This is a genomic window from Rhizobium sp. UGM030330-04, from assembly GCF_003208455.1.
Classification (GTDB): domain Bacteria; phylum Pseudomonadota; class Alphaproteobacteria; order Rhizobiales; family Rhizobiaceae; genus Agrobacterium; species Agrobacterium rhizogenes_A.
Genome location: NZ_QKML01000010.1, coordinates 47,758 through 74,405, shown reverse-complemented (window position 1 = coordinate 74,405; position 26,648 = coordinate 47,758). Strand labels below are relative to the sequence as shown.

Genomic DNA, 26,648 nt, shown 5'->3' with positions numbered 1-26,648 from the left:
CGACAGCATTGCAATTCGTGGATGCTTCGGTAAACCAGCTTTGACGATCATGCAACAAGTGCGAGGGGCGGTAAGTGAATTCACCGGCCCCGTTCGGAAAAAAACGATGATATTCGGGCTGTTCAAGAAGAAAAACAACAATCGCGCCATAGTCGACAGGCAATACGAGACCTTGACGGCTGCTGCCCGCACGCCGGCCTTTTATCTCGATCTTGGTGTTCCCGATACCGTGATGGGCCGCTTCGAGATGTTGTCGGTCATCATGATTCTCTATTTCCGCCGTACCAAGTCCTCCGGCGTCAGCGGCCAGGAGATCGCACAGGAGATCGTCGACGCCTTTTTTCAGGATATCGATCACTCCATCCGTGAGCTCGGCATCGGTGACCAGGGCGTGCCGAAACGCATGAAGAAATTCGCCGGCATGTTCTATGGACGACTCGAATCCTATGCGGCGGCGCTGGATGCGTCGGACGCCGTTGCCCTTGCCGCAGCGCTCCGGCGCAATATATATCCGCAGACAGACGAGACCGCACCGGCGCTGGACGGGCTGGCGGGCTGGATGATGGAAGCCTCCCTGGCCCTTTCCGCCTGCTCCGAAGAAACAATCGCAACCGGAAGCCTGACGCTGCCCTTGCCTGGACGATGAGGTTTACGATGAACACGCGACACGCCGCAAATGACGACCTGCCTTTTTCCTATCCCGTAAAGGTAGGCCATATTTCCGCCAATCCCGTCAGGATTGGTCTTGAGGCCGACGCCGAGGAACTGAAGGCGCTGGCGAAATTCTGGGATGTGCTTTCCGTCGATTATCTTAAGGCGGAGCTGCAGGTATCCCGCTGGAAGAAGGATGGCTTGAAGATCAAGGGTGAGGTGCATGCGGCCGTGACCCAGTCCTGCGTCGTGACGCTGGAGCCGGTCTCGAGCAGGATCGAAGAGACGCTCGAACAGATTTTCGTTCCGGAAGGTTCGAAGCTGGCGCGGATGGTCACCAATGAGGAAGGCGAGATCGTGCTCGATCCCGATGGTCCTGATATTCCCGACCAGTTCACGGGTGACAGCATCGATGTCGGCGCTGTCGTCGTGGAATTTGCCGCCCTTGCGATCGACCCCTATCCGCGCAAACCGGATGCCGAATTTGTTGATACCGGCGACGGGGAGCGCGAAGAGGAAAAGCGCCCGTCGCCTTTCGCCGCGCTGAAAGATTGGAAAAAAGACTGAATGGCCCCGCCGGGCTGAAATAATTTTATTGTAACAAAAGCCGGAAAAGGTATTTTCGCGCAAAATCCGCTGGAGTGGCGGCAAAAAGGATAAGGGACGAGTGATCAGAATTGCAATTGACGTCATGGGTGGCGATTTCGGCCCAGATGTTGCCATACCCGGTGCCGCCAAGGCGCTTGAACGGCACAACGATGTAACTTTTCTGCTCTATGGGCAGAAGAGCAAATGCGAGCCCATTCTGGCACAATATCCCGCGCTTCGGGAAAAGTCGGTCTTTCACGATTGTGAAGTCTCGGTCGGTATGGACGAAAAGCCGAGCCAGGCGCTGCGGCGCGGCCGCTATGTCTCCAGCATGTGGCGTGCCATCGAAGCCGTGAAGCTCGGCGAGGCGGATGTTGTCGTCTCTGCCGGCAATACCGGCGCGCTGATGGCCATGGCCAAATTCTGTTTGCGCACCATGGCGCGGGTGGAGCGGCCGGCCATTGCCGGCATCTGGCCGACGCTGAAAGGCGAAAGCATCGTTCTCGATATCGGCGCGACGATCGGCGCCGATTCCCAGCAGCTTCTGGATTTCGCCCTGATGGGCGGCGCCATGGCGCGTGCGCTTTTCGATATTGATCGGCCGACCGTCGGCCTGCTCAATGTCGGGGTCGAGGAGGTCAAGGGTCAGGAAGAAGTGCGGGAAGCCGGACGGCTGATCCGCGAGGCTGACCTCGGCACCATCGATTATCGCGGTTTCGTCGAAGGCGACGATATCGGCAAGGGCACGGTGGATGTGGTGGTGACCGAAGGTTTCACCGGCAACATCGCGCTGAAAGCCGCCGAAGGCACGGCGCGTCAGATCACCACGCTGCTGCGCGAGGCGATCTCCCGCAGCTTCTTCGCCAAGATTGGCTATGTTCTGGCGAAAAGCGCCTTTGATGTGCTGCGGGAGAAAATGGACCCGCGCAAGGTCAATGGCGGCGTGTTTCTCGGCCTGAACGGCATTGTCATCAAGAGCCATGGCGGCACGGATGCCATCGGTTTTGCCTCCGCCGTCGATGTCGGCTACGACATGGTTCACAACGGCCTGACCGCCAAGATTGAAAACGATCTGAAGATTTACCACGCAAGACGGCTTCCGCCCCCGGCGCCCGAAGCTCTCGTGGCTGACGAGGAATAAGGGAATGATCCGCTCTATAGTCCGTGGTTTCGGGGCAGCGCTTCCGAAGCGTGTCATGACCAACAGCGAAATCGAAGGTGTCGTCGAGACATCAGACGAATGGATCGTGCAGCGCACCGGCATCAGGCAGCGCTATATCGCCGGCGAGGATGAAACCACCGCGTCTCTCGGCGAGGCGGCGGCCCGTGCCGCGCTCGACAATGCCGGCCTGACCCCTGATGATATCGACCTCATCATTCTGGCGACGTCCACTCCGGACAACACCTTTCCGGCAACGGCAGTGAATATCCAGAATCGTCTCGGCATGACCCATGGTTTCGCCTTCGACATGCAGGCCGTCTGTTCCGGTTTCGTCTATGCCGTATCGACCGCCGATCTTTATATTCGCGGTGGCATGGCCAAGCGCGTTCTGGTCATCGGCTCCGAGACATTCTCGCGCATTCTCGACTGGAAGGACCGCACCACCTGCGTCCTGTTCGGCGATGGCGCCGGCGCGCTTGTTCTGGAAGCGGGTGAAGGCGAGGGCACCTCCGCCGATCGCGGCATCCTGACCGCGCAGCTGCGTTCCGACGGTTCGCACAAGGAAAAGCTCTATGTCGACGGCGGACCTTCCACAACCGGCACGGTCGGCCATCTGCGCATGGAAGGCCGGGAAGTCTTCAAACATGCCGTTGGCATGATTACCGACGTCATCGAACAGGCTTTCGAAGCGACAGGCACGACGGCGGATGATCTCGACTGGCTCGTTCCGCATCAGGCCAACAAGCGCATCATCGACGGCTCGGCGAAGAAGCTCAACATCGACCCGGAAAAGGTCGTGATCACCGTCGATCAGCACGGCAATACCTCGGCCGCCTCCATTCCGCTGGCGCTCGCCGTTGCCGCCGGTGACGGGCGTATCAAGAAGGGCGACCTGGTCATGCTGGAGGCCATGGGCGGCGGTTTCACCTGGGGCGCAGTGCTGCTGCGCTGGTAGCGATGAATTTATTCTGCGGGAAGGCGGCGGCGCGAAATCGGTTGTGTTTTTCGCAGCCGAAGCCTGATCCGTCGCGCCTGAGCGCCCGGCTATTGCGGCAAAACCGCGCCGGGTGCTCTAAGCCCTTGCACTGATTGCCGAAAGCCTCAAATGAATCTGGAACAATCCCTTGACCGGTCGCCACAAGGGAAATAATCTCGGCGGCTCCTAGAGAAGAGTTCAGACACGGTTTGTGGGGAAAAATGGCCGGGAAGACAGTGACACGCGCAGATCTTGCAGAATCTGTGTTTCGTAAAGTCGGGCTGTCCCGCACCGAATCCGCCGAACTGGTCGAGACGATCATCGACGAAATATGTAACGCGATCACTCGCGGCGAGGTCGTCAAGCTCTCGTCCTTCGCGACTTTCCAGATCAGGGAAAAGAACGAGCGCATCGGCCGCAACCCGAAGACGGGTGAGGAAGTTCCGATTTCGCCGCGCCGTGTCATGACCTTCAAGGCGTCGAACGTGCTGAAGCAGCGCATCCTGAAGGCGCATACGGCCCGCAAGGCCAAGCAGAAGGGCCAGAAGGCCGGGGCATAAGCCCGACCTGAAGCCGCAGCGACACGCCTTTTTTGCCGTATCGCAAGCCCTTTTCCCCATTCTTCTTGTGAACATGCTTGAATTTCAACGTGCAAGCCGTTGAAATCCTGTCGACTCACATCATAATCAATTTTAGTGATTTGTATCTCGCCGCAACGGGTATCGGCGCGAGGGTCGGAAGACGGCTTTCGCATGGTGTCTGGACCGGTGGAGGAAAAGCGTTCTCGTTCAGTGTCCGGCCGGATGCATGGCGCTCCGGTTCGGATGGGAGTGGAAATTTGGACAAAAGCCCCGACGCGTTTCGGACGATCAGTGAAGTGGCGGATGAGCTGAACCTGCCGCAGCATGTGCTGCGTTTCTGGGAAACACGCTTCCCGCAGATCAAGCCGATGAAACGGGGCGGGGGCCGCCGTTATTACCGCCCTGACGATATCGATCTCCTGAAGGGCATTCGCCATCTCCTTTACGACCATGGCTACACCATCAAGGGTGTCCAGAAGCTGCTGAAAGCCAATGGCAACCGCTTCGTGGCCGCGATTGCCTCGGGTGATCTCGCGACCATGGAAGCCATCATGGCGGCGAGCGGTGAAAAGGAAGTCGTCGAGCCGCGCGTCATCGATACCGATGGGGACGAGGTTGTCGGCCGTCCGAAGGCCAGGCCGAGCGGTCGTTTCTTCGGCTTCGGTGGCGGCAACAGCGATGCGGAAATATCGGTCGGCAAGTCGGGCATCGGCAAGGACGATCAGGCGCTGTTGCAGGAAGCCCTGTTCGATCTGCTGGAATGCAAGCGCCTGCTCGATCAGGTTCGCTGACGGTTTATCCACAGCTGTTTTGAGCGGTTCCCATCGGGGAATTCGAAAAAACAAGGAGTTAGCGCGTTTCCCGATTCCGGGAAAAACGAAAACGCTCGGGAATGCCAACTTTTCGGAAACTCCTTTGGCCGATAATGCGGCTCCGTAAAAAGGAGTCCGATCGTGAGCAATCGAAAATCGACAGCACGACGCCGCACGGCGAAGAAATCGGGTGGCGGAAGCGTTTGGCCCTGGGTGCTGATGCTGGGCGTTGTTGCCGGCGGCATTCAGGCTTACGAGCACCGCGACAGTCTTCTGCCGCAGCGGCATGTTGCGAAGGCCACATCGTCGGCCACGAATTCTCCGAAAGTCGCGACCGCGGCCAGGCGCGATTCCGTCACGCCGGAGAAAGTCGCATCCATTCGCCCGGCATCGCCCGCTCTGCCCGGTAATGGCCCGGTGCCGCCACGCCCGATTGCCATGCCGTCCACGGCACAGCAGAGCCAGGTCGCCGCTATCCTGCCGGAAACGCGCCCTTCGGTCGAAAAAATCTCGCTCGGAGAAAAAAGCGGCACTTTTGCCTTCTGTGGTCGTTCCGGTCTCAACAATTGCGTGGCCGATGGCAACACCTTCTGGATGAAGGGTGTGAAAATGCAGCTTGCCGGCATCGAAGTCCCGCAGATCGACCGGGCGCGCTGCATGGAAGAGCGCCAGCGCGGTTTCGTTGCGAAGGTAAGGCTTCGCGACATGCTGAATGCCGGCGCCTTCGACGTGGCTTCTTCCGCTGTTACGGGCGGACAAACCACGGAACGCAAACGGCTTTCCCGTTCGGGCGTATCCTTTGCCGACCAGCTGGTGCGGGAAGGGCTCGCGCATCCGGCATCGGCAAAAAATCAGTCATGGTGTGGCTGAGGCCCCGTTGACCGAAACGGCCCGGCCTGTGTAGATGGGGCTAAGTCGTGTTTGGGATCGGCCCCTGCGCCGGGCGCCCGAAGCATGACGATTTTTGCAGCGCCACCCGGCCGGAACGGTACGCGGCGCGGCAATGCGGACGTGGCGAAATCGGTAGACGCAGCAGACTTAAAATCTGCCGACCATTGGTCTTGCGGGTTCAAGTCCCGCCGTCCGCACCAGCTTTCCTTTGATCTATCCGATGTCGCAAGTTCTGAACCGACATAAAACGCCCGTTCACGCGCGCGTCATCCCTTCTTGAAAATCATCAAAAAGAACCTATTGACCTTGCCACGATGGGAAGCCCTATCTTTTTTTTAATACAAGAAAAGAGGGGTCATACGCATGTCACAAATGGAGATCCGCGCGAGTCATCAGATTGCGATCGATGGCATGACATGCGCCTCCTGCGTTGGCCGGGTGGAGAAGGCCATTGCCAGAGTGCCGGGGGTTCTCAAGGCCTCGGTCAATCTCGCCACCGAACGCGCCGATATCGCCTTTTCCGGGCCGCCCGACGTCGTGGCCGTTATCGCAGCCGTGCGGAATGCCGGTTATGGCGTCGATGAGAAAACCATCGAACTCGATATTGAGGGCATGACCTGCGCCTCCTGCGTCGGGCGTGTCGAAAAGGCACTGAAAGCGGTCGCCGGTGTTTCCGATGCGAGCGTCAATCTGGCAACGGAACGCGCCACTGTCCGCGTCGCGGGCAATGCCGTCTCCGCCGCCGGGCTGGCCGAAGCAATCAGGCAGGCCGGTTATAAGGCAAGCGAGATCGCCGCGGACAAAGCCAAGGGCGAGGAGCCGGACCGGCGCGAGGCCGAGTTGCGTGGCCTGAAAGTCAGCCTGGCCGCCGCCGCTATTCTGACGCTGCCGGTTTTCGTCCTGGAAATGGGTTCGCATCTGGTGCCCGCCATCCATGATTTTGTGATGGACACGATCGGCATGCGGGAAAGCTGGTATCTGCAATTTGCGCTGACCACGCTGGTCCTGTTCGGACCCGGCCTGCGCTTTTTCAGGAAGGGCATACCCGCCCTTCTGCGGCTGGCGCCGGACATGAATTCACTGGTGGTGCTGGGCACTTCCGCCGCATGGGGATTTTCGGTGGTCGCGACCTTCCTGCCGGAAATCCTGCCGAGAGGCACGGCCAATGTCTATTATGAGGCGGCGGCCGTTATCGTCACCCTCATTCTGCTCGGTCGTTTTCTCGAGGCGCGCGCCAAGGGGCGCACCAGCGAGGCGATAAAGCGGCTGGTCGGCCTGCAGGCCAAGTCGGCCCGCGTGCTGCGCGACGGCGAAACCATCGATGTGCCGTTGCAGGATGTGCAGACGGGCGACGTTATCGTCGTTCGTCCCGGTGAGAAGGTGCCCGTCGACGGGCTGGTGCTCGATGGTTCCTCTTATGTCGATGAATCGATGATTACGGGTGAACCGATCCCGGTAACGAAGGCGGCGGGTTCCGAGGTCGTCGGCGGCACGGTGAACCGCAACGGCTCCTTCACCTTCCGCGCCACCAAGGTGGGCGCCGATACGCTGATCGCCCAGATCATCCGCATGGTCGAGGAGGCGCAGGCCGACAAGCTGCCGATACAGGCGCTGGTGGACAAGGTGACCAACTGGTTCGTGCCGGCGGTGATGCTCGCCGCGCTCGCCACCTTCATCGTCTGGTTCGTGTTCGGGCCGGACCCGGCCTTGACCTTCGCGCTCGTCAACGCTGTTGCAGTCCTCATCATCGCCTGTCCCTGCGCCATGGGCCTTGCCACGCCCACCTCTATCATGGTCGGCACCGGCCGCGCCGCCGAAATGGGCGTGCTGTTCCGGCGCGGCGATGCGCTCCAGACCCTGCGCGACGCCGATGTTATTGCGGTCGACAAGACCGGCACGCTGACGCTCGGCAAGCCGAAACTGGTCCATTTCATCACGACGGAGGGGTTCGACGCGGATGCGGTGCTGCGCCTCGTCGCCTCGCTTGAGAACCGTTCCGAACATCCGATCGCCGAGGCAATCGTCGAGGCTGCGAAACATGGTGGGCTGACGCTTGCCGATGCAGAGGGCTTTGAGGCCACCCCCGGTTTCGGCGTGGCGGCAATCGTGGACGGCCGCAGGGTCGAGGCGGGCGCGGATCGCTTCATGACGAAGCTCGGTTACGATGTCGCGATGTTTGCCGGTGATGCAGAGCGGCTGGGCAGGGAAGGGCAGTCGCCGCTTTATGCCGCCGTCGATGGCAGGCTGGCCGCGATCATCGCCGTTGCCGATCCGGTGAAACCAACGACGCCGGAAGCGATTGCGGCGCTGCATGCGCTTGGCCTCAAGGTCACGATGATCACGGGCGACAATCGCCGCACGGCGGAAGCCATCGCTCGCCGCCTTGGCATCGATGAGGTGGTGGCGGAAGTGCTGCCGGACGGCAAGGTCGAGGCCGTGAAGAGACTGGCGGCCGGCGGACGGCGCGTCGCCTTTGTCGGCGATGGCATCAACGATGCGCCGGCGCTCGCGGCGGCCGATGTCGGCCTTGCCATCGGCACGGGCACGGATGTCGCCATTGAAAGCGCCGATGTGGTTCTGATGTCGGGCGATCTTCGTGGCGTTGCCAATGCCATAGCGCTCTCCAAGGCGACGATCCGTAATATCGGCCAGAACCTGTTCTGGGCCTTTGCCTACAACGCCGCGCTCGTTCCCGTGGCAGCCGGAATATTGTATCCTGTCAACGGCGTTCTGCTGTCGCCTGTCCTTGCCGCCGGAGCCATGGCGCTCTCCAGCGTATTCGTCCTGACAAACGCGCTGCGCCTCAAAAGCTTCCACGCGCCGCTGGCGGACAAATCGTCCGGCATGCAGCTTGCAGCGGCCGAATAGGAGGCGGATGTGATGACGCCTGGCAACACAATTTATCTGCCCCAGATCGGGCGCGGCATCACCGCGACCCAAGGCGAGACCGTGCTTCAGGCCGCACTGGCGGCAGGGGTCACCTATCCGCATGGCTGTCGCATGGGCCGCTGCGGCGCCTGCAAGTCCCATCTCATTTCCGGCGAGATCGATCTTCTCAAGCACACGCCCTTTTCATTGACCGAAGAGGAAAAGGCGGAAGGTCTGACGCTTGCCTGCCGCGCCGTGCCGTTGAGCGATGTGACGATAAGCTGGCTCGACGGAGCCGATGAAATCGCCGATATTCCGACTGGCCGCTTCGAGGGCGCGGTGGCGGAGGCGGTGGATGTGACGCATGATATCAGGCTCATCCGCATCAGGCTCGATGACCGCGCGTCATTCAGCTTCAAACCGGGGCAATATGTTCGCCTGCTTTATCCGGACTGTTCGCCGCGCGACTATTCCATCGCCAGCCGGGTCGATGAGGAGCTGATCGAATTCCATATCCGGCATGTGCCGGGCGGTCTGACAAGCAGCCACATTGTCACTCGCGCCAGGGCAGGTGATCCCGTCACTCTGGTGGGGCCTTTCGGCTCCTCATTCCTGCGGGAAAAACATTGTGGACCGATCCTCGGCATTGCCGGCGGTTCCGGGCTGGCGCCCGTCAAGGCGGTTGTCGAGGCGGCTCTTACGACGGGGCAAGCGGCCGGCCGGGAACGCCCGATCCATGTCTATTTCGGCGCCCGCGCCCTGCGTGATCTTTATATGGTGGATCATTTCGAGGCGCTCATCGCAAGGCACGGCAATCTGAGTTTCGTTCCGGTTCTCTCCAATGAGCCACATGCGCAGATGCGGTGCGGTTATGTCGGCAATGCGGTGGCGGATGATTTCGACGATCTCGATGGCTGGAAGGCCTATCTCGCAGGCCCGCCGGCCATGATCGAGGCCACGGTGCCGCAACTGGTGGCGCGTGGCATGCGCACCGCCGACATTCATGCAGACGTGTTTTTCACCCCGGACAGATAGGAGCAGGATCCATGAATATCGGCACAGCCGCCACCGCGTCAGGCGTTTCTGCGAAGATGATCCGTCATTACGAAATGATCGGCCTGATCAAATCGGCAAACCGCACGGATTCCGGATACCGGGTCTATACGGCCAACGATCTGGAAACGCTGCGCTTCATAAGGCGCGGACGCGACCTTGGTTTCTCGATCGAAAAGATCAGGCAGCTCATGACGTTGTGGCGTGATCCGGGCGGTGCGTCCTGCGATGTCAAGCGCATCGTCATGGAACATGTCGTCGACCTCGAGGCGAAGATGCATACGCTTCGGGACATGGCCGATACGCTGCGAAACCTCGCAACCTATTGCCCCGATAATGGCGAGCCGGATTGCCCGATCATTCAGGATCTGGCGCAATCCGAAGATCCCGATTTTGTTCCGGTAGCGGTTGTGCCCAAGCGTTCGGGAATGCTGAAGGGCACTTCCGGGGCGGTGACGGAATTGCCGCGCCTCATGAAATAACCAGCCGTTCCCATCGGGAACAGATCGTTGATTGCAGCAAACGCCAATTGCGGTGAAGGAAACCGGGCCATGTGGATACAGATATTGCAACGCTTCCTTATCCTGTGCCTGATGCTGGCCATCGTTTCCGTCATCGCGTTTCTTTTGCCCTATATGGCGGGTGGCGATCCGGCCCGCACCATCCTGTTTTCGCGCATGCGCGATACCGCTCTCGATCCGCATGCGGTGGAGGCGCTGAGGGTGAGCCTCGGTCTCGACCGGCCGCTTTACGTGCAATATTTCGCCTGGCTGTCCAGTGCGCTGCGCGGCGATCTCGGCTTCTCCTTCACCAGCAGCCAGCCCGTGGCCGGCGAGCTTTTGCGCTCGCTCGGCGTATCCGTGACACTGGCATTGACGGCGCTGGCAATCGCGGTCGCCGTCGCCCTGCCGCTCGGCACGCTGGCCGCGATGCGCCCGGGCGGACGGCTCGACAATTTCGCGACGCTGATGATCCAGACATTCGTCGCAACGCCGGAATACTGGTTTGCGCCGATGTCGGCGCTGGTCTTTGCGCTTTATCTCGGCTGGCTGCCGTCAGCGGGATGGGAAAGCTGGCGTTCCCTGGTGCTTCCGGCTCTCACCCTGACGCTGCGCCCGCTCGCTTATTTCACGCAGGTGACGCGTGCCGCCATGGCCGAGGTTCTGCGTGCGCCTTATATCACGGCGGCGCGCAGCCGCGGGCTCGGCATGCATGGCACGGTCATGCGCCACGGCATCCGCAACGGCTCGCTGCCGGTGGTCACCTTCTTCGCCCTGTGGCTTGCCGGCCTCCTGGGCGGATCGGTGGTCGTGGAGGTGATCTTCGCCATCCCCGGCATGGGCCGGCTTCTTTATGACGCGGTGGTCAATCGGGACATCCCGATGCTGCAGGGCGGGTTCATCTGCATCGTCGCCCTGTCCATCCTGATCAATACCCTGGCCGATGGCCTCTATGTCCTGATCAATCCAGCCATGCGAGGTCACAATGACCATTAGTCACTTTCCAGCCGCGACAGCCGCCGCCTTGCCGATGACCACGCCCAAGCGCCCCTCGACGCTCTCCCGCTTCACCGACTTCATCCGTCGGCGGCACTGGACCTTCTATGCGGGATCGGCGATCTTTCTCGCCATCATCCTGTTATTGGTCGTCGCCCCGTGGATTTCGCCCTACAATCCCGCACAGCAGAACCTGCGCCTGCGACTGAATGCGCCAGGCGCCACCTATTGGCTGGGAACGGACCATCTGGGGCGCGACGTGCTCAGCCGGCTGCTGATCGGCGGTCGTTTCACGGTCACGATTGCCGCCATCACCGTCATTCTCTCGGTCGCCATCGGCACCTTCATCGGCATCATCAGCGGCCGCAGCCGCGGCATTCTCGATGAGGTCCTGATGCGCGTGGTGGATCTGCTCATCGCCATACCGGACGTGGTGATCGCCATCTTCCTCGTCGCCATCTTCGGGCCGGGATATGGAACGCTGATCGCGTCGCTGACAATCGTTGGCTGGACGCCCTTTGCGCGGCTGGCGCGCGGACTGACATTGTCGATCAATTCACGCGAATATATCCGCGCGGCGGAAGTGCTCGGCTGCACGCGGCGCTTCATCATCTTCCGGCATATCATCCCGAACACGATCTGGCCGATTGCGGCCGTGGCGTTCCTGCGCTTCGGCCACAAGCTGATCACGGTGGGCGGGCTGTCGTTTCTGGGCCTCGGTGTCCAGCCGCCTGCCGCCGACTGGGCATTGATGCTGGCCGATGCGCAGGCCTATGCGGAACGCATGCCCGTTCTCGTCATCGCCCCCGGTCTGGCGATTTTCCTGTCGGCGCTCAGCGTGACATGGATTGGCCACGGGCTGAACCTGGAGACCAAAAAACAGAATGGTCATTGACGCCTGCCGACGGGCAATGACCGGCTTGATCATCGTCAAACATGGCTGAGGCGAAGGAACTGGAAGGAGAGTAATATCGTCTGAAGCCGCATGAAAATACGCAAATGCCTCCGATTCAATAAAAATAAGGGGAACTCTTATGAATATCGAAGGACAGACGCATGCCAATACGGCCATGTCTCCCGACTGCGCACCGCTTCTGGAGATTGAGGACCTGCACGTTTCGGTGCCGGCGCAAAATGGCCGTAAATTTGTCATTTCGGGCCTCACCCTTTCCGTCAATGCGGGGGAAGTTGTCGCTCTCGTCGGCGAATCCGGTTCCGGCAAGAGCATGACGGCCCTGTCACTGATGCGGCTTTTGCCGCAGGGTGCGGAAATCAATTCCGGCCGCATTTCCTTTGCCGGGCGCGATATCCTCGCACTTTCATCCTCCGAACTCGATGCGCTGCGCGGTGCCGATATCGGCATGCTGTTCCAGCAGCCACAGGCGATGCTCGACCCGACCAGCCGGGTGAGGACGCAGGTTGCCGAGCCGCTGTGGATTCACCGCAAGATGAGCCGGCACGCCGCGCTCAACCGGGTTGTCGGTCTTTTGTCAGATGTCGGCATCCCGGACCCTTCGGCGCGGGCGCAATGTTTCGCGCATGAGCTTTCCGGCGGCATGGCGCAGCGTGTCATGATTGCCGCGGCACTCTCGGGCAATCCGCAACTGCTGATCGCCGATGAACCGACGACGGCTCTCGATGTCACCGTCCAGGCACAGATATTGCGCCTGCTCGATGACGAGCGCCGCAAGCGTCGGCTTGCAACCCTGCTCATCACCCACGATCTGTCGGTCGTCGCCGCTTTCGCGGACAGGATCGCGGTCATGTATGCCGGCCGCATTGTTGAGGAAGGGCCGACGCAGGCGATCCTCAAGGCGCCGCAGCATCCCTATACCAAGGCGCTGATCAGCTGCTCGCTTCTCACCACCGACAGCGACGGCCAATTGCTGACAATCCCCGGATCGAGTTCGCAGGCCCATGACATGTCCTGCGGCTGCCGTTTTCATCCGCGCTGTTCGCTCGCCAAGGCGGCCGGCATGGGCAGCCGGTGCATGGCGTCGGAACCGGACCTGAATGCCTTGCCGGAAGGCCGCAAGGCGCGGTGCTGGGCAGTCGGCGAGGACCACACCGGTCATGATCATGCCAGCCATGCGGTCTGCTGAAGGAGAGGGCGTCATGTTATCGACAGCGATGAGAGAGAACCCGCCAATGGCTGGTAGCGAGAGCCGGCCTTATGTGGTTGCGAAGAATCTCTGCAAATATTATCCGATATCCGGCCTTGGTCACCGGGTGGTGAAATCCGTTGACGATGTGTCCCTGACCATCGGCGAGGGCGAGGTGCTCGGCCTCGTCGGCGAATCCGGATGCGGCAAAAGCACCGTCGCCGGGCTGATCACCCGGATGACCCACGCCACCAAAGGCGAAGTCAGCATCGGCGAACACGACATATTGCACATGCAGGGCGAGACGCTGCGGCGCATGCGCCGTGTCGTGCAACTGGTGTTTCAGGACCCGTATTCCGCGCTCGATCCGCGCATGCGTATCGGGCAGAGCATGGAGGCGCCGCTTGCCCAGCATGGTATCGGCACGCGTGAGGAGCGCACGGCGCGCGTTTTCAGGATGCTGGAAGAGGTCGGCCTCGATTCATCGTTTTTCGACCGTTACCCGAGCCAGTGTTCCGGCGGACAGTTGCAGCGTGTGGTCATCGGCCGCGCTCTGCTTCTCAATCCGAGCTTCCTTGTCTGTGACGAGCCGACATCGGCGCTTGACGCCTCCATGCGCACGCAGATCCTCAACCTGCTGATGGACATGAAACGCCGTCATGGCCTGACCGTTCTGATGATTTCCCATGACCTGCGCGTGGTGCGTTATCTCTGCGATCGCATCGCGGTGATGTATCTCGGGCGGATCGTTGAAATCGCTGACCGGGAAGAGCTTTTTCGCGCGCCGAAACATCCCTACACCAAGGCTTTGATCGCCTCGTCGATGCTGGATGAAACCGGCCTTTATGCGCCGGAAATGCTGCTGGATGGTGATCTGCCGAGCCCCCTGAACCCTCCCGGCGGCTGCAAGTTTCACACCCGCTGCAAATATGCGACGCCGATCTGCGGCGAAAAGGAGCCGGTTCTGGAGGGTGTTGCGGGTGAGCATTTCGCACGCTGCCACCACTGGCGCGAATGGGGCTGAAGCATAAAGCAGTTACAGTTCTGCGCCTTGGTAAAAACAGATGAATCGTGCGTCTGAGATTTAATATCAGAATTATATTTCGAGTATAGAAACGTAAAATGAATGATATTCGGATGGATATTCAATGAATATCCTCTTGATATTCTTTTGTCTTGCGACTTAAGGATATTTAATCGGAAAATTCGTGAAGATAAATGGATTGTGAGCATTATCATCAAAAATAAAAGGGGAATATTCTATGATGAAGCACGCACTTTGGGCGACATGCGCCATCGTGGCCTCGTTTGGAGCCGATGCGGCAAAGGCCGCGACAATTACCTATGACGATAATTTCGGGGTGAAGACCGGCTGGCAGATGGCGTCCGACGACGCTTATCTCGGTTCGCGGGCAGGATGTTTCGAGAGCCTGATACGTGTCGGTTACGACATGAAACTGGAGCCGAGTCTGGCTGAATCCTGGACGCAGACCGACCCCAAGGTGTGGGAATTCAAACTGCGCAAGGGCGTCAAATTCCAGAATGGCGAAGCGCTCGATGCCAGGGCCGCAGTCAATGCTCTTACCAATCTTTTGGAGGCTCCGGTTCCGGCCCGCGCCTTTTCGCCCAAACTGATCGCCTCGGTCGAAGCCGGCGGCGATGATATCGTCCGGATAACGACGATCGAGCCCTCGGTGTTGCTGCCGGCACAGATGGCGAGCCCCGCCACCTCCATTCTCGCACCCGCCGCCTACAAGGACGGCAAGGTCGATCCGGTCGGAACCTGCACCGGACCTTTCAAGATCACGGAAGTTGATCCCAGCCAGCATATGATACTGACCGCCAATCACGATTACTGGGGCGGAATGCCGAAGCTTGCGGGTGGCCGCGTGAACTTCGTTCCCGATGCCGACACCCGTGCCACCCAGGCCCGAACGGGAGAAGCGCAGATTTCGCGCCTCGTTCCGCCATGGACCGTCAAGACAATCGAATCCACCGACGGCGTCAAGGTCGCGCCGATCCCGTCGCCCCGCATCACGGAACTGCTGCTGAACAATTCCAGGCCGCCTTTCGACAATCTCAAGGTGCGTCAGGCAATCCAGGCCGCTATCGATACGGGCGGCATCGCCGACAGCATCTATGAAGGCGCCGTCAAGGGTGCGGCCATGCCCTTTGCGGCGGGTGAGCCCTGGGCCGCCGAAGAAAGCAAGCCCGCCTATGACGTGGAAAAGGCCAAGGACCTGCTGAAGGAAGCGGGAGTGGCCCCCGGCAGCCTGAAGGTCACGCTGCTCGCCTACACGGCAAAAACGGAACTGAAGGATGTCGCGGCGATCATTCAGGCGCAGCTGCAGGAACTCGGCATCAAGGTTGATGTCCGCGTGGCTGACTATAGCGCGATCGAACCCGACCTTCTGGCCGGCAAGTTCGACATGGCACTGCTGTCGCGCGGTTATGCCACCGATGTCGCCGAACCGGCCGGTTTCCTCAATGCGGACTATACCTGCGGCGGCAGTTACAATATCTCGCATTATTGCAACGAGGCGACGGACAAGCTGATCAAATCCGCCTATGCCACGGCCGAACCCGCCGGTCGCTACGCCATATACAGCGAAGCGGCGAAGAAGATTTACGACGAAGCCGTCTCCGTTTTCCTCATCCATGAGACCGTGTTCGACGCCTATTCGGCCAAGCTCGAAAACTACAGGCCCCATCCGCTCAACTATTTTGTCATGACCAAGGATCTGGCAACGAAATAAGCTGGCGCGATATTGTCGATAACAGGGAGACCCGGCTTGAAAGAGCCGGGTCTTTTCATGGCAAGTCGGAGAGCCTCTCCTCGGTCATGACGTCCGCGAGGCCGCGTCCAGCCATGGCACCTCCACGCCGTGAAAAGGATTTCCCGCGATCAGGAACCTGATCGCGCGGTAGCTGGAATGTGGAGAACTGGCGAAAGGAGAGGGCATCTGCCGTCTGCGAAGACAGGAGGGACGAGCGCAGGCATCGTCCAAAATCCGTCACACAAATTCAGCGTGACGCGGGGCAGGCAGGATGATCCGGCGGCTGCGGGGATACGCGCCGCCGGTATTTCTTTCGATCAGGCGCGTGCTTCCGGCGTGTAGCCTGCGGCGGTGATGATTTCGGCAATACGGGCCGCGTCGGAAACGCCGCCGACGACGACGGTGCGGCTTGCGGGATCGGCATGCACGGCGGCACCGGGAACGGTCTTTTCGATCGCGCCCTTGATCACCCCGGCGCAGTGACCACAGGTCATGTCTTCAACATGGAAAGAAAGGTCTGCATCAACCGGTGCCGTGGTGGTTTCGGCATGATGCTGGTGAGCGGTGCACATGGGGTGGTTCTCCTTGGTTGGGAATTCGTAACCGGGAGAGCCTGGACTATTCCAACGTGGGAAGGTCAAGCGCTTTATTCACGCAGGTGAGGCAATCTCAGTTCTTCCAGAAAATCGGCATCAGCAGCACCAGAACCGTCAGGATTTCCAGGCGGCCGAGCAGCATCAGGACCGACAGGAGATAAAGCGCGGGGTCGCTGATGGTGGAGAAATTGCCCGCCGGTCCGATGATCGGCCCGATGCCGGGGCCGACATTGGCAAGCGAGGTCGCCACCGCCGAGGTGGCGGTGAGGAAATCATAACCCATCAGGCTCATGGCAAGGCTGCCGCCGATCCACAGCGCGATGAAACAGCTGACGAACAGGAAGATCGTCCTGATCGTATCGGGATCGACCACCTGCTGGCCATAACGCACCGAATAGACGGCGTTCGGATAGATCAGCTTCTTCAGACCGGCGCGCACGACGTTGAAGATGATGAGAAAACGGTAGGCCTTGATGCCGCCCGCCGTCGAGCCGGAACAGCCGCCCATGAAGGTGGCGAAAAAGGCGACGACGACAACGAAAGGCCCCCAGAGCGTGTAGTCATCGCTGGCGAAGCCGCCGGTCGACAGGATCGACGTCATGTTGAAGAAGGAATGGCTGAGCGCGTCGTCCAGCGGCACGCCGTTCCTGAAATGATGATAGACGCCGACCGCAATCGAGATGGCGCAGAGATAGCCGAGAAAGACGGCGATCTGCGGGTCGCGCAGCGTCTCCAGCCGGCGGCGCACCGCAAGCAGGATCATGACCGAAAAGGGCAGGCTGCCGAAGATCAGGAAGATGGTGGCGATCCACAGCAGCGCGGTATTGTTGAAATAGGCGAAAGAGGCGTCGTGGGTGGAAAACCCGCCGGTCGCGACCGTCGACATGGCATGGTTCAGCGCATCGAAATGCGACATGCCGGCAAAATCATAAGCGATGGTGCAGGCCAGCGTCATGATAATGTAGATCGCCACGAAGGCCCGGGTAAAGCTTGCCAGCCGCGCGAAGGGCCGGTCATTGCCCGTGTCGGAGGATTCCATGCGGAAGAAGGTCATTCCGCCGACACGCAGGAGCGGCAGGATGAAGAGACCGAGCGCGACGATACCGATGCCGCCCAGCCAGCACAGCAGCGACCGCCACAGAAGAATGCCCTGCGGCGCGTTGTCGAGGCCCGAAATCGCGGTCGATCCCGTCGTGGTGATGGCGGAGACGGATTCGAACAGCGCCTGGCCGGGCGTCAGGTCGAGTTGTGACAGGTAGAGCGGAACCGCACCGACGATGGAAAACACCAGCCAGAGAATATTGACGAGCAGGAAGCCGAAACGCTTGTTGAAGGACGCGATCGGCCCGCGGGTGGCGAGCGCGCAGGCAAGAGCGAAGCCGCCGCACATGAAGCCGGACAGCGCAAACACCATCCAGTCGTCATTGCCGTAATAAAGATCCGTCAGCGCGGGCAGGAACATGGCCGTCGCGAGATAGAGCCCGAAGATGGACGCCACATAAATGACCGAGCGCAGAAGGTTGCTGTTCAAGAAATGAAACCCAGAGTTCGTGGCCGCGCTGAAATGAGTCTTTGTCTCCGACGCCTTCCTATGGCATAGCGGGTGCCATTATGAATTTCAATGGATTGACAATCGTGGACAAGCAGCTTGTGGAGGCCGCGCGGCGGGAAGTGCGGGAGATATTCCCGGAAACGCCGTTGCAGTTGAATGAACATCTCAGCCGTCGGTATGGCGCGTCGATTTGGCTGAAGCGTGAGGATCTGTCCCCGGTTCGTTCCTACAAGATTAGAGGCGCATTCAACTTTCTCCGCAAGGCGGTGGCGAAGGCTGGCAAGGACAAGGTTTTCGTCTGTGCGTCCGCGGGCAACCATGCCCAGGGCTTTGCTTTCGCCTGCCGTCATTTCGGCGTTCACGGTGTCGTTTTCATGCCGGTGACGACGCCGCAGCAGAAGATCGACAAGACCCGTATCTTCGGTGGCGAATTCATCAGCATCCGTCTGGTGGGCGATATATTCGACCAGTGTTACGCGGCTGCGCGCAAGCATGTCGAGGATAATGACGGCTATATGGTGCCGCCTTTCGACCATGAGGATATCATCGAGGGACAGGCGACTGTCGCCGCGGAGATCATGGACCAGCTGCCGGAAGGCACGAAGCCTGACATCGTCGTCATGCCGGTCGGCGGTGGCGGTCTTTCGGCCGGCCTTTCGGGTTTTCTGGCCGGCACGGTCGACAGGGAGAACTTCGTGTTCTGCGAGCCGGAAGGCGCCCCCAGCTTGAAGAAGAGCCTCGAACGCGGCGAGCCGGTGACGCTCACCAAGGTCGACAATTTTGTCGATGGCGCAGCCGTTGCCCGCATCGGCGACCTGAACTTCAAGGCACTGAAGGATTTCCCGGCCGAGCAGGTGATGCTCATCGCGGAAAACGCCATCTGTGTGACGATCATCGAGATGCTGAACCTCGAGGGCGTGGTGCTGGAACCGGCGGGGGCGCTCGCCATCGCCGCGCTGGAAAAGCTCGGCCGCGAGAGGCTGGAAGGCAAGACGGTCATCGCCGTCGTCTCCGGTGGCAATTTCGATTTCGAGCGCCTGCCGGATGTGAAGGAACGCGCCATGCGTTACACCGGCGTGAAGAAATATTTCATCCTGCGCCTGCCGCAGCGCCCCGGTGCGCTGCGCGATTTCCTCAACCTGCTCGGTCCGGACGATGATATCGCCCGTTTCGAATATCTGAAGAAATCGGCCCGCAACTTCGGCTCGATCCTGATCGGCATTGAAACCAGCGCCAAGGAGAATTTCGCAGGACTGCTGGAGCGTTTCGAGGCCGCCGGTCTCGGTTATGAGGATATTACCGAAAACGAAATCCTGTCGAACCTGATCATCTGATCGGAAAGCGAACGGCAGGGAAGGGCGGATCACCTCCGCCCTTCAAACGTGACAAGATTGAGGGAGTGAAAGCCATGGCATCGTTTTTTTCCAAAATCCTCTCGGCCTTCGGCTCGGGGCAACCATCCTCCGATGCGCCGCAGAAGACCGCTCAGGTGGAGCCGCATGCGCATGGCGACTATCTGATCTACGCGACGCCGATCAAGGAAGGCGGCCAGTTCCGTCTCGCGGGCCGCATCGAGAAAAAGGCCGGTGAGGAAGTGCTGGTGCATGAATTCGTCCGTGCCGATGTCTTCACCAGCCTGGACGATGCGGTGGAGTTCACGATCCGCAAGGCGAAACTGATCATCGACCAGAACGGTTCGTCGCTTTTCCCAGGAAAATGATGACGTTTTCTTCCCTCGGACATTAAGATTCCGTTGGTTGCTTGGGCCTATCGTCCTTGAAGGGCATGGAGTCGCGCCGATAGACCGGCGCGGTGTGGATCGACGGGGCGTGCGCCGATGCAATGGGCAAATCTGGCCCTCTTTCTGACGGAGGCCATCGTCTATTTTTCGGTAATGACGGCATTCCTTCATTACCGGCATATTCTCGGCATCGGTGTCTTTCTCACCGCGCTGGGCGTCATGCATTTCATGGAAACTTATCTGGCCGCCGTCTTTTATGTCGGCCTGCCGTTCGGCGTCGCTTCGCCCGGTTCCTCCATCCTTTTTGCCGGCAAGCTGATGATGATCCTCATGCTCTATATGCGCGAGGATGCGGCCGTCGTGCGCCAGCCGATCTACGGCCTGTTTCTCGGCAATATATTGACCGTCATCATGGCGCAGATCATCCATTTTCATCAGACGGAGGCGATCGTTCCCGGACAGTCGGTCAGTGCCGGCTTTCTCGATGAGATGGGCGCGCTGATGGTCTGGGGAACCAGCCTGCTTTACATTGACGCCATCGCCATCATCCTGCTTTACGAAAAGCTGGGGCGTTATCTGCAGCGCCATATCGTCCTGCGCTTCGCGCTCTGCGGCGTCGTCATCCTCAGCTTCGACCAGGCCGGTTTTTACGGGGTTCTGCGATTTCTGTTCAATGCGCCGGTCGATGTCTTCTACGATGGCTGGAAGGCGAAGATGGCGGCGGTTGCGATCTATTCGCTGCTCTTTGCCATCTATCTCTGGCTGACCTCGGCCAAGGGACGTTTTCTGACACGCCGCAGCGTTGCCGATGTCTTCAATGATTTGACTTTCAGGGAGCGCTACGAGGAGCTCTTGTCCCGCTCGGGCCGCGACATGCTGACGGGTGTGTCGGACCGCGCCCGCATGGAACTCGATGCGCCCTCGGTCGTCGTGGAATGTCTGGAGAAACAACGGCCGGTCAGTGTGCTGATCGTCGACATCGATCACTTCAAGACCGTCAACGATACCTTCGGGCATTTGCAGGGCGACGAGATATTGCGGGAATTCGCCGCCGTGCTGAAACGCACGGTGCATCCGCACGGCCATCTGTATCGCTTTGGCGGTGAGGAGTTCGTGGCGCTTCTGCCGGCGATGGCGCATGAGGCGGCCCTTGCCTTTTCGGCCAGTCTCAGGGCTGCGATCCTTGCGGACCTGCAGCGGCCGGATGGTTCGCCGCTGACCGTCAGTATTGGTGTCGCAACGGCCTTCGAGGACGGGCAGCTTTTCCGCGCGCTCCTGTCGGAAGCCGATGCGCGGCTTTATGCGGCGAAAAACAACGGCCGGGACCAGGTCCACGGCCGTTTTGGCATGTGGGAAGGCTGATACCGGCAATCCCGCCGGCATAGCCTTCCGTTCAATGTGCCTCAGGCGGCCTGTGCCAGTTCGGCAACCTTGGCGCCAGCGGCGGCAATGGCCTTCTCGACGGCTTCCGGGCCGAACGCCAGACCTTCCACGTAGATGACTTCCACATCCGTCATGCCCATGAAACCAAGAACGGTCTTGAGGTAGGGAACGGCATGGTTCATCGAAACGGCCGGGCCTTCGGAATAAACGCCGGCAGCGGCAAGCACGATGTAGACCTTCTTACCGGTGGCGAGGCCGACCGGGCCCGTCTCGGTGTATTTGAAGGTCTGACCGGCGCGGGCGACGTTGTCGATCCACGACTTCAGGCCGGAATAGATGTTGAAGTTGATGAGGCCGGTGCCGATGACGACGGTGTCGGCGGCCATAAGCTCGGCAACCAGCTTGTCGGAATATTCGGCGGCAACAGCTTCTTCAGCGGTACGCTGGTCGGCCGGCTTGCGGATTGCAGCCGTCTTGACGGTGTCGAGGTGCGGAATGGGATCGGCGGCGAGATCGCGGTGGACAAGGGTGTTGGAAGCAGACTTGGCCTTCAGCTTGCTCGCGAGTTCACCGGAAAACTTGTTGGAAACCGATTCGTCGCCACGCGGGCTGGAGGTGATGAGAAGAATGTTGGACATGGTCTTTCCTTGCATATGCGATGAATTGACGGGCGCCTTGGGAGGGCGGGAGAGCACGATGCCCTTCCTTTGCGCTCTATATGAAAAATTACTGCCATCAAGAAAACTGTGATAATATGGAAACAATCTATCGATGAAATGGATGGGACATGGACGCGAACCCGACGCTCGACCAGTTGCAGGTATTTTTGACGGTTGCCGAGACCGGCAGTTTTTCGGCCGCGTCGCGGGCGCTCAATCGCGCCCAGTCGGTCGTCAGCTACACCATCGCCAATCTCGAGGCGCAGCTTGAAGTGACGCTGTTCGAGCGCAGTGGCGTGCGCCAGCCGAAGCTGACGGATGAGGGCCGCGCCATGCTGGAGGATGCAAGGCGCATTGTCGCCGGCCTGCAGGAAATGCGCGCCCGCGCCAAGGGGCTGAAGCAGGGGCTTGAAGCGGAACTGTCCGTCGCCATCAGCACCATGGTTCCGGCGGAAGCCGTCGTTGCGGTTCTGCGGGATTTTCGCGAACAATTCCCCACTGTCACCCTCAGCCTCAATGTCGGTGAGCTGGGTATGGTGATGGAGATGGTGCTCTCCCGCAAGGCGGGCATCGGCATCGGCGGGGCGCTGATGCGCCAGGATGATGAACTGGTCGTTGAAAAAGTCGGCCATTCCTTCATGCTGCCGGTCGTCGCTGCGGATCATCCGCTGGCGCAGATCGAGCGGCCGCTGGCCCTGGCGGATGTGCGTGAGGAGGTCCAGCTCGTGGTCACCGATGCCTCGGGCCTCACGAAAGGACGCGATTTTAATGTGCTTTCCTACAAGACATGGCGGGTGAGCGATATCGCCACGAAATACCAGCTGATCAAGGGCGGTCTGGGTTGGGGCGGCCTGCCCGCATCGATCGTCCGCAACGACCTGACCAATGGCAGCCTGAAGGCTCTTGAACTCGAAGCCTATGAACAGGGCGAATATCCGCTCTTTGCACTGCGGCGGGTGGATTCACCCGCAGGTCCTGCAGGTCAGTGGCTTGCCGAAGCTTTCCAGCAGCGCCTGTCGGCCTGCCCGAACCACAAGGATTTCAGTGGCATGCTGGAGGCGAACAAGCAGAGGAATATTGCTGTCGCCGCAGAGTGACATTACCCGGAACAACGACAATCGTACGTGGATCGAGTGGGAGCCTCTTGCTTTCTTCTCCCCGCCGGGGAGAAGGTCGCGGCAGCGGGATGAGGGGAAAGGGTGCGGTCTATCGCTGGCGTTGCCCCTCATCCGACCCTTCGGGCCACCTTCTCCCCCACGGGGAGAAGAAACGGGCAGCAACCTCGTGTTACACCACTACAGGGCCAATTGACGACAGCGAACGGTCTGCCTATACCTGACCACGGTCAGCAGTTCACCGAGGCATCGCCGTCCCGCAAGGGAAGCTAAACCTGCATCTCGAATAATTGACAGCACTTATCCCGTGCCTTGTCGGAAGCCGGCGATCAGCGACACCTTTCGGAATGGCACGTGAGGATAAGTCATGCCACGTTCGATCCTTTCCATTGATATCGCCGACCTCTCGACTTTCGCAAAATCGCTGCGCGAACAGATCGGCAGGCTGGAGCGCCAGCCAAGCCATGTGGAGATGCTCAATCTTCTGAGCCGGGCCGCAGGCTTTCGCAATTTCCAGCATCTGCGCGCATCCCGTACGATGCAGCCCGCCAAAGGTGGGCCTGCGACGCCCGAGACGATGCCGGCCGTCAACGAGGGCAGGGTGCTGAAGACCGCGCGAATTTTTGATGCCGCCGGCAGGCTGGCGCAATGGCCTTCCCGCCGCTCGCAGCAGGAACTGTGCCTCTGGTATCTATGGGCGAAAATTCCCGCCGGGCGGAGCTTTTCCGAACGCGAGTTCAGCAGCTTTCTGGATGGCCTGCACCGGTTTGGGGACGCCGCGATGCTGAGGCGCGACATGGTCGGCCTGAAGCTCATCCGTCGCAACCGCGATGGCAGCGATTATCGGCGCATCGAGCAGAAGCCGCCCTTGGAACTGCCGCTTCTGCTGCGAACGCTCGGTGGGCGCGATTGAGGGGATAGCCCTCGGTATTGCCGATAGTTTCCATCAAATTCGGCGTCATCCTCGGGCTTGTCCCGAAGATCTGCTACGGATTGATTTTGTTGACCTGGTTAGATCCTTGGGACAAGCCCAAGGATGGCGGCAGAGCTTCCCCCTGCCGCCAGCAGCAGAACGGCCGAAGCCCTCAAAGAACCAGACGGAACTTCGCGAAACCTTCCGCGCCGTCACCGGCATCCTCGATTTTCGCGCCCTTGATATCCGCCGCATAGTGGCGGCCCTTGGGGCCAGTCTCGAAGATTGCCGTGGTATTGGCAACCGGTGCGAACGACCAGTTGGCATCCGCCGAAGGGTTGATGGTGCCCTGGTCGACGATATAGCGTACGATCACGTCGCGGTTGGTGTCGGGGGCCACGAAGATCACCTTGTCGGCGGCGATATCCGGGAACTTGCCACCACCGCCGGCGCGGTAATTATTGGTGGCTACCACGAATTTCTGCTCGGGATCGATCGGTTTGCCTTCAAATTGCAGATTGACGATGCGGTTGCTGTCGGGATTGACGGCATTGCCGTCCTTGTCGAATTTCGCCGGTTTGGAAATATCGATCTGATAGGTGACGCCGTCGATGACATCGAAATTATAGGACGGGAAATCGGCGTTCAGCAGCGGCGCGTCCTTCGCACCGGCCTCGACCGTATTGAACATGCCGGCCGACATTTCCAGCCAGTTCTTCACCTGCGCGCCGTTGATCAGCACCGCCTGCACCGTGTTGGGGTAGAGGTAAAGATCGGCGACGTTCTTGATGGCGATGTCACCGGCGGGGACATCGGTATAATAATCCGCTCCGCCGCGACCGCCGGACTTGAAGGGCGCCGCCGCCGAAAGCACCGGCAGGTCCTTGTATTGTCCTTCCTTCAGCATGTCCTTGATGTACCAGGTCTGGGCATTGGAGACGATCTGCACGGAAGGATCGTCGGCCACCAGCGCGAAATAGGAATAGAGCGGCGCGGATGTCTTGCCGACGGGGCGGCGCACATAGGCAAGGGCTGCCTCGTGATCGGCCTTGGCGGCGGCGAGCACCTCTGCCTTGTCGGTGAAATCGGCGACGATCTTGCGGTTTTCGTCGCGGTGATAGATCGGCCGGGCTTCGGAGGTGAAATCGACGATCTTCCAGCTCTTGCCATCCTTTTCGAGCAGCAGGTCGATGAGGCCCATATGCGAGCCCCAGAAACCGGCCATGACCGCCGGCTTGCCCATCAGCGTGCCCTTGACGGCATCCGCACCCTCGATGCCGTCCCAGGTCTTCGGACCGGGGAAGACGAGATGCTGGTGGCCGGTGAAGATGGCGTCGATGCCTTCGACACCTGCCAGATAAAGCGAAGCGTTTTCCATGCGCTCGGTCTGGCCCTTGCCGTCGATACCGGAATGGGAGAGGGCGATGACGATATCGGCGCCTTCTTCCTTCATGACAGGCACCCATGCTTTCGCCGCCTCGACGATGTCACGGGTCTGTGCCTTGCCTTCGAGGTTCTTGGAATCCCACATCATGATCTGCGGCGGCACGAAGCCGATAATGCCGACCTTGACCGGGCTCGTCACGCCACCGCCGTCGCGGATCTGCTTTTCCAGAATGACGTAGGGCTTGAAGAACAGCTCGTCGTTTTTCGGATCGGAAGCCAGCTGACCCTTGGTGAGGTTGGCGCAGACGTAAGGGAAACCGGCGCCGGCCAGCGTGTTCGACATGTAGTCGAGGCCGTAATTGAATTCGTGGTTGCCGAGCGTGCCGCAATCATAACCCAGCACGTTCATGGCGTTGATGACGGGGTGCTTGTCGCCGGCCTTCATGCCGCGCTCATAGGCTATATAGTCGCCGAGCGGATTGCCCTGCAGGAAGTCGCCATTATCCACCAGCATCGAGTTTCCGGCTTCGGCGCGGATCTTGTCGATGATCGAGGCCGTGCGCGAAAGCCCCATCGTGTCGTTCGGCTTGTCGGCATAATAATCATAGGGAAAGACGTGAACATGGATATCAGTCGTTTCCATGATGCGCAGATGCGCCTGATTGGCGGCGGCGCGGGCGGCGAAGGGATGCAGCATCACCAGCGCCGAGGAGGCCGCAATGCCGCCGAGAAGCGAACGGCGGGTGATAGGGTGGAGAGCGAGAAGCGACGACATGGGAACTCCTTGGGATGAAGCTTGCGCTGTCATGGAAAGCGACAGGGTAGAAGCAATCGCCGAGGAGTCCATCACCAAAATGACAGGGCGGTGACAGACGGACCCGTTTTCAACCGTTTGATAAATTTTTTGTCATTGCAGCACGGCGCGCAGGTTGCCATTGCGGGAATGCGCTCCGTTCGGCCGGCGCATTCCGGTTATCGGCACTTGTCGGATCAGCGGGCGAGCGTCGGTTTCACTTCCTCGTGGAAGAAGCGGAAATAGGAGGAGAGCTGCGCCAACGTGTTGGTGGAAAGCTTCAGCTGCAGGCCGAGACGGTTCTGGTGCTGCCACTGCACGACGCCTTCGATGAAGCCCAGATCCTCGCTCTGCACCTTGACCCGGCTACCCTTGGCAGCCGCGAAAGGCCCGTCCAGCTCGAGTGCCATCCCCGTCGCGGAAAGATCGACGACGCGGCCTCTGGTCGACTGGCTGAAATAGTGCACGGTCGCGAAGATTCTCGTCTTGCTGCGCGGTGCGCTGCGGGTCGCCATGTTGAGGTTGTTTGTCATTTTGCTGCTCAAATAAATTG

The 26,648-nt window shown here is 60.1% G+C and carries 25 protein-coding genes and 1 tRNA gene; 21 read left to right on the top strand and 5 right to left on the bottom strand.

The window, feature by feature from the left end; genetic code table 11:
• The first annotated feature begins 106 nt into the window (after positions 1-106).
• From N434_RS16235 to N434_RS16160, 16 genes are all read left to right on the top strand, one after another.
• Positions 107-646, top strand: a complete 540-nt coding sequence (locus N434_RS16235) for a ubiquinol-cytochrome C chaperone family protein (protein WP_065115378.1) — start codon at positions 107-109, stop codon at positions 644-646.
• 8 nt (positions 647-654) lie between these two features.
• Positions 655-1,218, top strand: a complete 564-nt coding sequence (locus tag N434_RS16230) for a YceD family protein (RefSeq protein ID WP_110759260.1) — start codon at positions 655-657, stop codon at positions 1,216-1,218.
• A gap of 100 nt (positions 1,219-1,318) precedes the next feature.
• Positions 1,319-2,380, top strand: coding sequence for a phosphate acyltransferase PlsX (gene plsX / locus N434_RS16225; RefSeq protein ID WP_065115380.1), 1,062 nt, complete (start codon positions 1,319-1,321; stop codon positions 2,378-2,380).
• 4 nt (positions 2,381-2,384) lie between these two features.
• Entirely contained in the window at positions 2,385-3,356 is a 972-nt protein-coding gene (locus tag N434_RS16220; RefSeq protein ID WP_110759258.1) for a beta-ketoacyl-ACP synthase III, read from the top strand.
• A 242-nt stretch (positions 3,357-3,598) separates the two neighbouring features.
• A complete protein-coding gene (locus N434_RS16215; RefSeq protein WP_003502236.1) occupies positions 3,599-3,937 on the top strand; it encodes an integration host factor subunit alpha in 339 nt (112 codons plus the stop codon).
• 278 nt (positions 3,938-4,215) lie between these two features.
• On the top strand, positions 4,216-4,749 hold the full coding sequence (locus N434_RS16210) for a MerR family transcriptional regulator (protein ID WP_110759401.1): 534 nt from the start codon (positions 4,216-4,218) through the stop codon (positions 4,747-4,749).
• Positions 4,750-4,911: 162 nt separating this feature from the next.
• Complete coding sequence (locus N434_RS16205) at positions 4,912-5,640, top strand: thermonuclease family protein (RefSeq protein WP_110759256.1); 729 nt, start codon at positions 4,912-4,914, stop codon at positions 5,638-5,640.
• 135 nt (positions 5,641-5,775) lie between these two features.
• Positions 5,776-5,861 (top strand) — tRNA-Leu (locus N434_RS16200).
• Between the two features lie 163 nt (positions 5,862-6,024).
• On the top strand, positions 6,025-8,529 hold the full coding sequence (locus N434_RS16195; protein ID WP_181423996.1) for a heavy metal translocating P-type ATPase: 2,505 nt from the start codon (positions 6,025-6,027) through the stop codon (positions 8,527-8,529).
• A 12-nt stretch (positions 8,530-8,541) separates the two neighbouring features.
• Positions 8,542-9,564 carry a 2Fe-2S iron-sulfur cluster-binding protein gene (locus N434_RS16190; protein WP_110759252.1) on the top strand — a complete coding sequence of 341 codons (1,023 nt, stop codon included), beginning with the start codon at positions 8,542-8,544 and terminating at the stop codon, positions 9,562-9,564.
• Positions 9,565-9,575: 11 nt separating this feature from the next.
• Positions 9,576-10,064, top strand: coding sequence for a Cu(I)-responsive transcriptional regulator (gene cueR / locus N434_RS16185; protein WP_065115386.1), 489 nt, complete (start codon positions 9,576-9,578; stop codon positions 10,062-10,064).
• Positions 10,065-10,133: 69 nt separating this feature from the next.
• Positions 10,134-11,078, top strand: coding sequence for an ABC transporter permease (locus N434_RS16180; RefSeq protein ID WP_110759250.1), 945 nt, complete (start codon positions 10,134-10,136; stop codon positions 11,076-11,078).
• Positions 11,068-11,973: an ABC transporter permease gene (locus tag N434_RS16175; RefSeq protein WP_110759249.1), complete on the top strand. Its 906-nt coding sequence runs from the start codon at positions 11,068-11,070 to the stop codon at positions 11,971-11,973. Before N434_RS16180 ends, N434_RS16175 begins: the two co-directional genes overlap by 11 nt.
• A gap of 139 nt (positions 11,974-12,112) precedes the next feature.
• Positions 12,113-13,180: an ABC transporter ATP-binding protein gene (locus N434_RS16170; RefSeq protein WP_065115389.1), complete on the top strand. Its 1,068-nt coding sequence runs from the start codon at positions 12,113-12,115 to the stop codon at positions 13,178-13,180.
• A 13-nt stretch (positions 13,181-13,193) separates the two neighbouring features.
• Complete coding sequence (locus N434_RS16165; protein WP_065115390.1) at positions 13,194-14,204, top strand: ABC transporter ATP-binding protein; 1,011 nt, start codon at positions 13,194-13,196, stop codon at positions 14,202-14,204.
• A 238-nt stretch (positions 14,205-14,442) separates the two neighbouring features.
• Positions 14,443-15,936, top strand: a complete 1,494-nt coding sequence (locus tag N434_RS16160; RefSeq protein ID WP_065115391.1) for an ABC transporter substrate-binding protein — start codon at positions 14,443-14,445, stop codon at positions 15,934-15,936.
• A 338-nt stretch (positions 15,937-16,274) separates the two neighbouring features.
• Here N434_RS16160 and N434_RS16155 read toward each other — a convergent pair whose 3' ends face one another.
• Positions 16,275-16,529 (bottom strand): heavy-metal-associated domain-containing protein, encoded by a 255-nt coding sequence (locus tag N434_RS16155; protein WP_003521591.1) that lies wholly within the window; start codon positions 16,527-16,529, stop codon positions 16,275-16,277.
• A 97-nt stretch (positions 16,530-16,626) separates the two neighbouring features.
• The gene (locus tag N434_RS16150) at positions 16,627-18,084 is read right to left on the bottom strand and encodes a TrkH family potassium uptake protein (protein WP_065115392.1); all 1,458 of its coding nucleotides are present in this window, start codon (positions 18,082-18,084) and stop codon (positions 16,627-16,629) included.
• 80 nt (positions 18,085-18,164) lie between these two features.
• Between N434_RS16150 and ilvA the strand changes: the two genes are divergently transcribed.
• The 3 genes from ilvA to N434_RS16135 all read left to right on the top strand — a co-directional run bounded on the left by ilvA (position 18,165) and on the right by N434_RS16135 (position 21,208).
• On the top strand, positions 18,165-19,439 hold the full coding sequence (ilvA, locus tag N434_RS16145; RefSeq protein WP_110759247.1) for a threonine ammonia-lyase: 1,275 nt from the start codon (positions 18,165-18,167) through the stop codon (positions 19,437-19,439).
• Positions 19,440-19,513: 74 nt separating this feature from the next.
• Entirely contained in the window at positions 19,514-19,825 is a 312-nt protein-coding gene (locus tag N434_RS16140; protein ID WP_065115393.1) for an HlyU family transcriptional regulator, read from the top strand.
• Between the two features lie 117 nt (positions 19,826-19,942).
• Positions 19,943-21,208 carry a GGDEF domain-containing protein gene (locus tag N434_RS16135; protein WP_110759245.1) on the top strand — a complete coding sequence of 422 codons (1,266 nt, stop codon included), beginning with the start codon at positions 19,943-19,945 and terminating at the stop codon, positions 21,206-21,208.
• A gap of 41 nt (positions 21,209-21,249) precedes the next feature.
• Here N434_RS16135 and N434_RS16130 read toward each other — a convergent pair whose 3' ends face one another.
• Entirely contained in the window at positions 21,250-21,867 is a 618-nt protein-coding gene (locus N434_RS16130; protein ID WP_065115395.1) for an FMN-dependent NADH-azoreductase, read from the bottom strand.
• Between the two features lie 149 nt (positions 21,868-22,016).
• Between N434_RS16130 and N434_RS16125 the strand changes: the two genes are divergently transcribed.
• Together N434_RS16125 and N434_RS16120 are read left to right on the top strand one after the other, a co-directional pair.
• A complete protein-coding gene (locus tag N434_RS16125) occupies positions 22,017-22,985 on the top strand; it encodes a LysR family transcriptional regulator (protein ID WP_065115396.1) in 969 nt (322 codons plus the stop codon).
• Positions 22,986-23,370: 385 nt separating this feature from the next.
• Positions 23,371-23,916 (top strand): DUF2087 domain-containing protein, encoded by a 546-nt coding sequence (locus N434_RS16120; RefSeq protein WP_110759242.1) that lies wholly within the window; start codon positions 23,371-23,373, stop codon positions 23,914-23,916.
• Between the two features lie 172 nt (positions 23,917-24,088).
• On the opposite strand, the gene N434_RS16110 is transcribed toward N434_RS16120, so the two are convergent.
• On the bottom strand, positions 24,089-26,077 hold the full coding sequence (locus N434_RS16110) for a bifunctional 2',3'-cyclic-nucleotide 2'-phosphodiesterase/3'-nucleotidase (RefSeq protein ID WP_110759239.1): 1,989 nt from the start codon (positions 26,075-26,077) through the stop codon (positions 24,089-24,091).
• A 215-nt stretch (positions 26,078-26,292) separates the two neighbouring features.
• Positions 26,293-26,628 (bottom strand): PilZ domain-containing protein, encoded by a 336-nt coding sequence (locus N434_RS16105; RefSeq protein ID WP_065116183.1) that lies wholly within the window; start codon positions 26,626-26,628, stop codon positions 26,293-26,295.
• Positions 26,629-26,648: the final 20 nt, after the last annotated feature.

Coding starts and splice junctions, on each gene's coding strand:
- N434_RS16160 (WP_065115391.1), top strand. CDS start 14,443: ATGATGAAGCACGCACTTTGGGCGACATGCGCCATCGTGGCCTCGTTT.
- N434_RS16155 (WP_003521591.1), bottom strand. CDS start 16,529: ATGTGCACCGCTCACCAGCATCATGCCGAAACCACCACGGCACCGGTT.
- N434_RS16230 (WP_110759260.1), top strand. CDS start 655: ATGAACACGCGACACGCCGCAAATGACGACCTGCCTTTTTCCTATCCC.
- cueR (WP_065115386.1), top strand. CDS start 9,576: ATGAATATCGGCACAGCCGCCACCGCGTCAGGCGTTTCTGCGAAGATG.
- ilvA (WP_110759247.1), top strand. CDS start 18,165: ATGAATTTCAATGGATTGACAATCGTGGACAAGCAGCTTGTGGAGGCC.
- N434_RS16190 (WP_110759252.1), top strand. CDS start 8,542: ATGACGCCTGGCAACACAATTTATCTGCCCCAGATCGGGCGCGGCATC.
- N434_RS16110 (WP_110759239.1), bottom strand. CDS start 26,077: ATGTCGTCGCTTCTCGCTCTCCACCCTATCACCCGCCGTTCGCTTCTC.
- N434_RS16220 (WP_110759258.1), top strand. CDS start 2,385: ATGATCCGCTCTATAGTCCGTGGTTTCGGGGCAGCGCTTCCGAAGCGT.
- N434_RS16215 (WP_003502236.1), top strand. CDS start 3,599: ATGGCCGGGAAGACAGTGACACGCGCAGATCTTGCAGAATCTGTGTTT.
- N434_RS16120 (WP_110759242.1), top strand. CDS start 23,371: ATGCCACGTTCGATCCTTTCCATTGATATCGCCGACCTCTCGACTTTC.
- N434_RS16130 (WP_065115395.1), bottom strand. CDS start 21,867: ATGTCCAACATTCTTCTCATCACCTCCAGCCCGCGTGGCGACGAATCG.
- N434_RS16235 (WP_065115378.1), top strand. CDS start 107: ATGATATTCGGGCTGTTCAAGAAGAAAAACAACAATCGCGCCATAGTC.
- N434_RS16135 (WP_110759245.1), top strand. CDS start 19,943: ATGCAATGGGCAAATCTGGCCCTCTTTCTGACGGAGGCCATCGTCTAT.
- N434_RS16105 (WP_065116183.1), bottom strand. CDS start 26,628: ATGACAAACAACCTCAACATGGCGACCCGCAGCGCACCGCGCAGCAAG.
- N434_RS16165 (WP_065115390.1), top strand. CDS start 13,194: ATGTTATCGACAGCGATGAGAGAGAACCCGCCAATGGCTGGTAGCGAG.
- N434_RS16140 (WP_065115393.1), top strand. CDS start 19,514: ATGGCATCGTTTTTTTCCAAAATCCTCTCGGCCTTCGGCTCGGGGCAA.
- N434_RS16125 (WP_065115396.1), top strand. CDS start 22,017: ATGGACGCGAACCCGACGCTCGACCAGTTGCAGGTATTTTTGACGGTT.
- N434_RS16195 (WP_181423996.1), top strand. CDS start 6,025: ATGTCACAAATGGAGATCCGCGCGAGTCATCAGATTGCGATCGATGGC.
- N434_RS16175 (WP_110759249.1), top strand. CDS start 11,068: ATGACCATTAGTCACTTTCCAGCCGCGACAGCCGCCGCCTTGCCGATG.
- N434_RS16170 (WP_065115389.1), top strand. CDS start 12,113: ATGAATATCGAAGGACAGACGCATGCCAATACGGCCATGTCTCCCGAC.
- N434_RS16180 (WP_110759250.1), top strand. CDS start 10,134: ATGTGGATACAGATATTGCAACGCTTCCTTATCCTGTGCCTGATGCTG.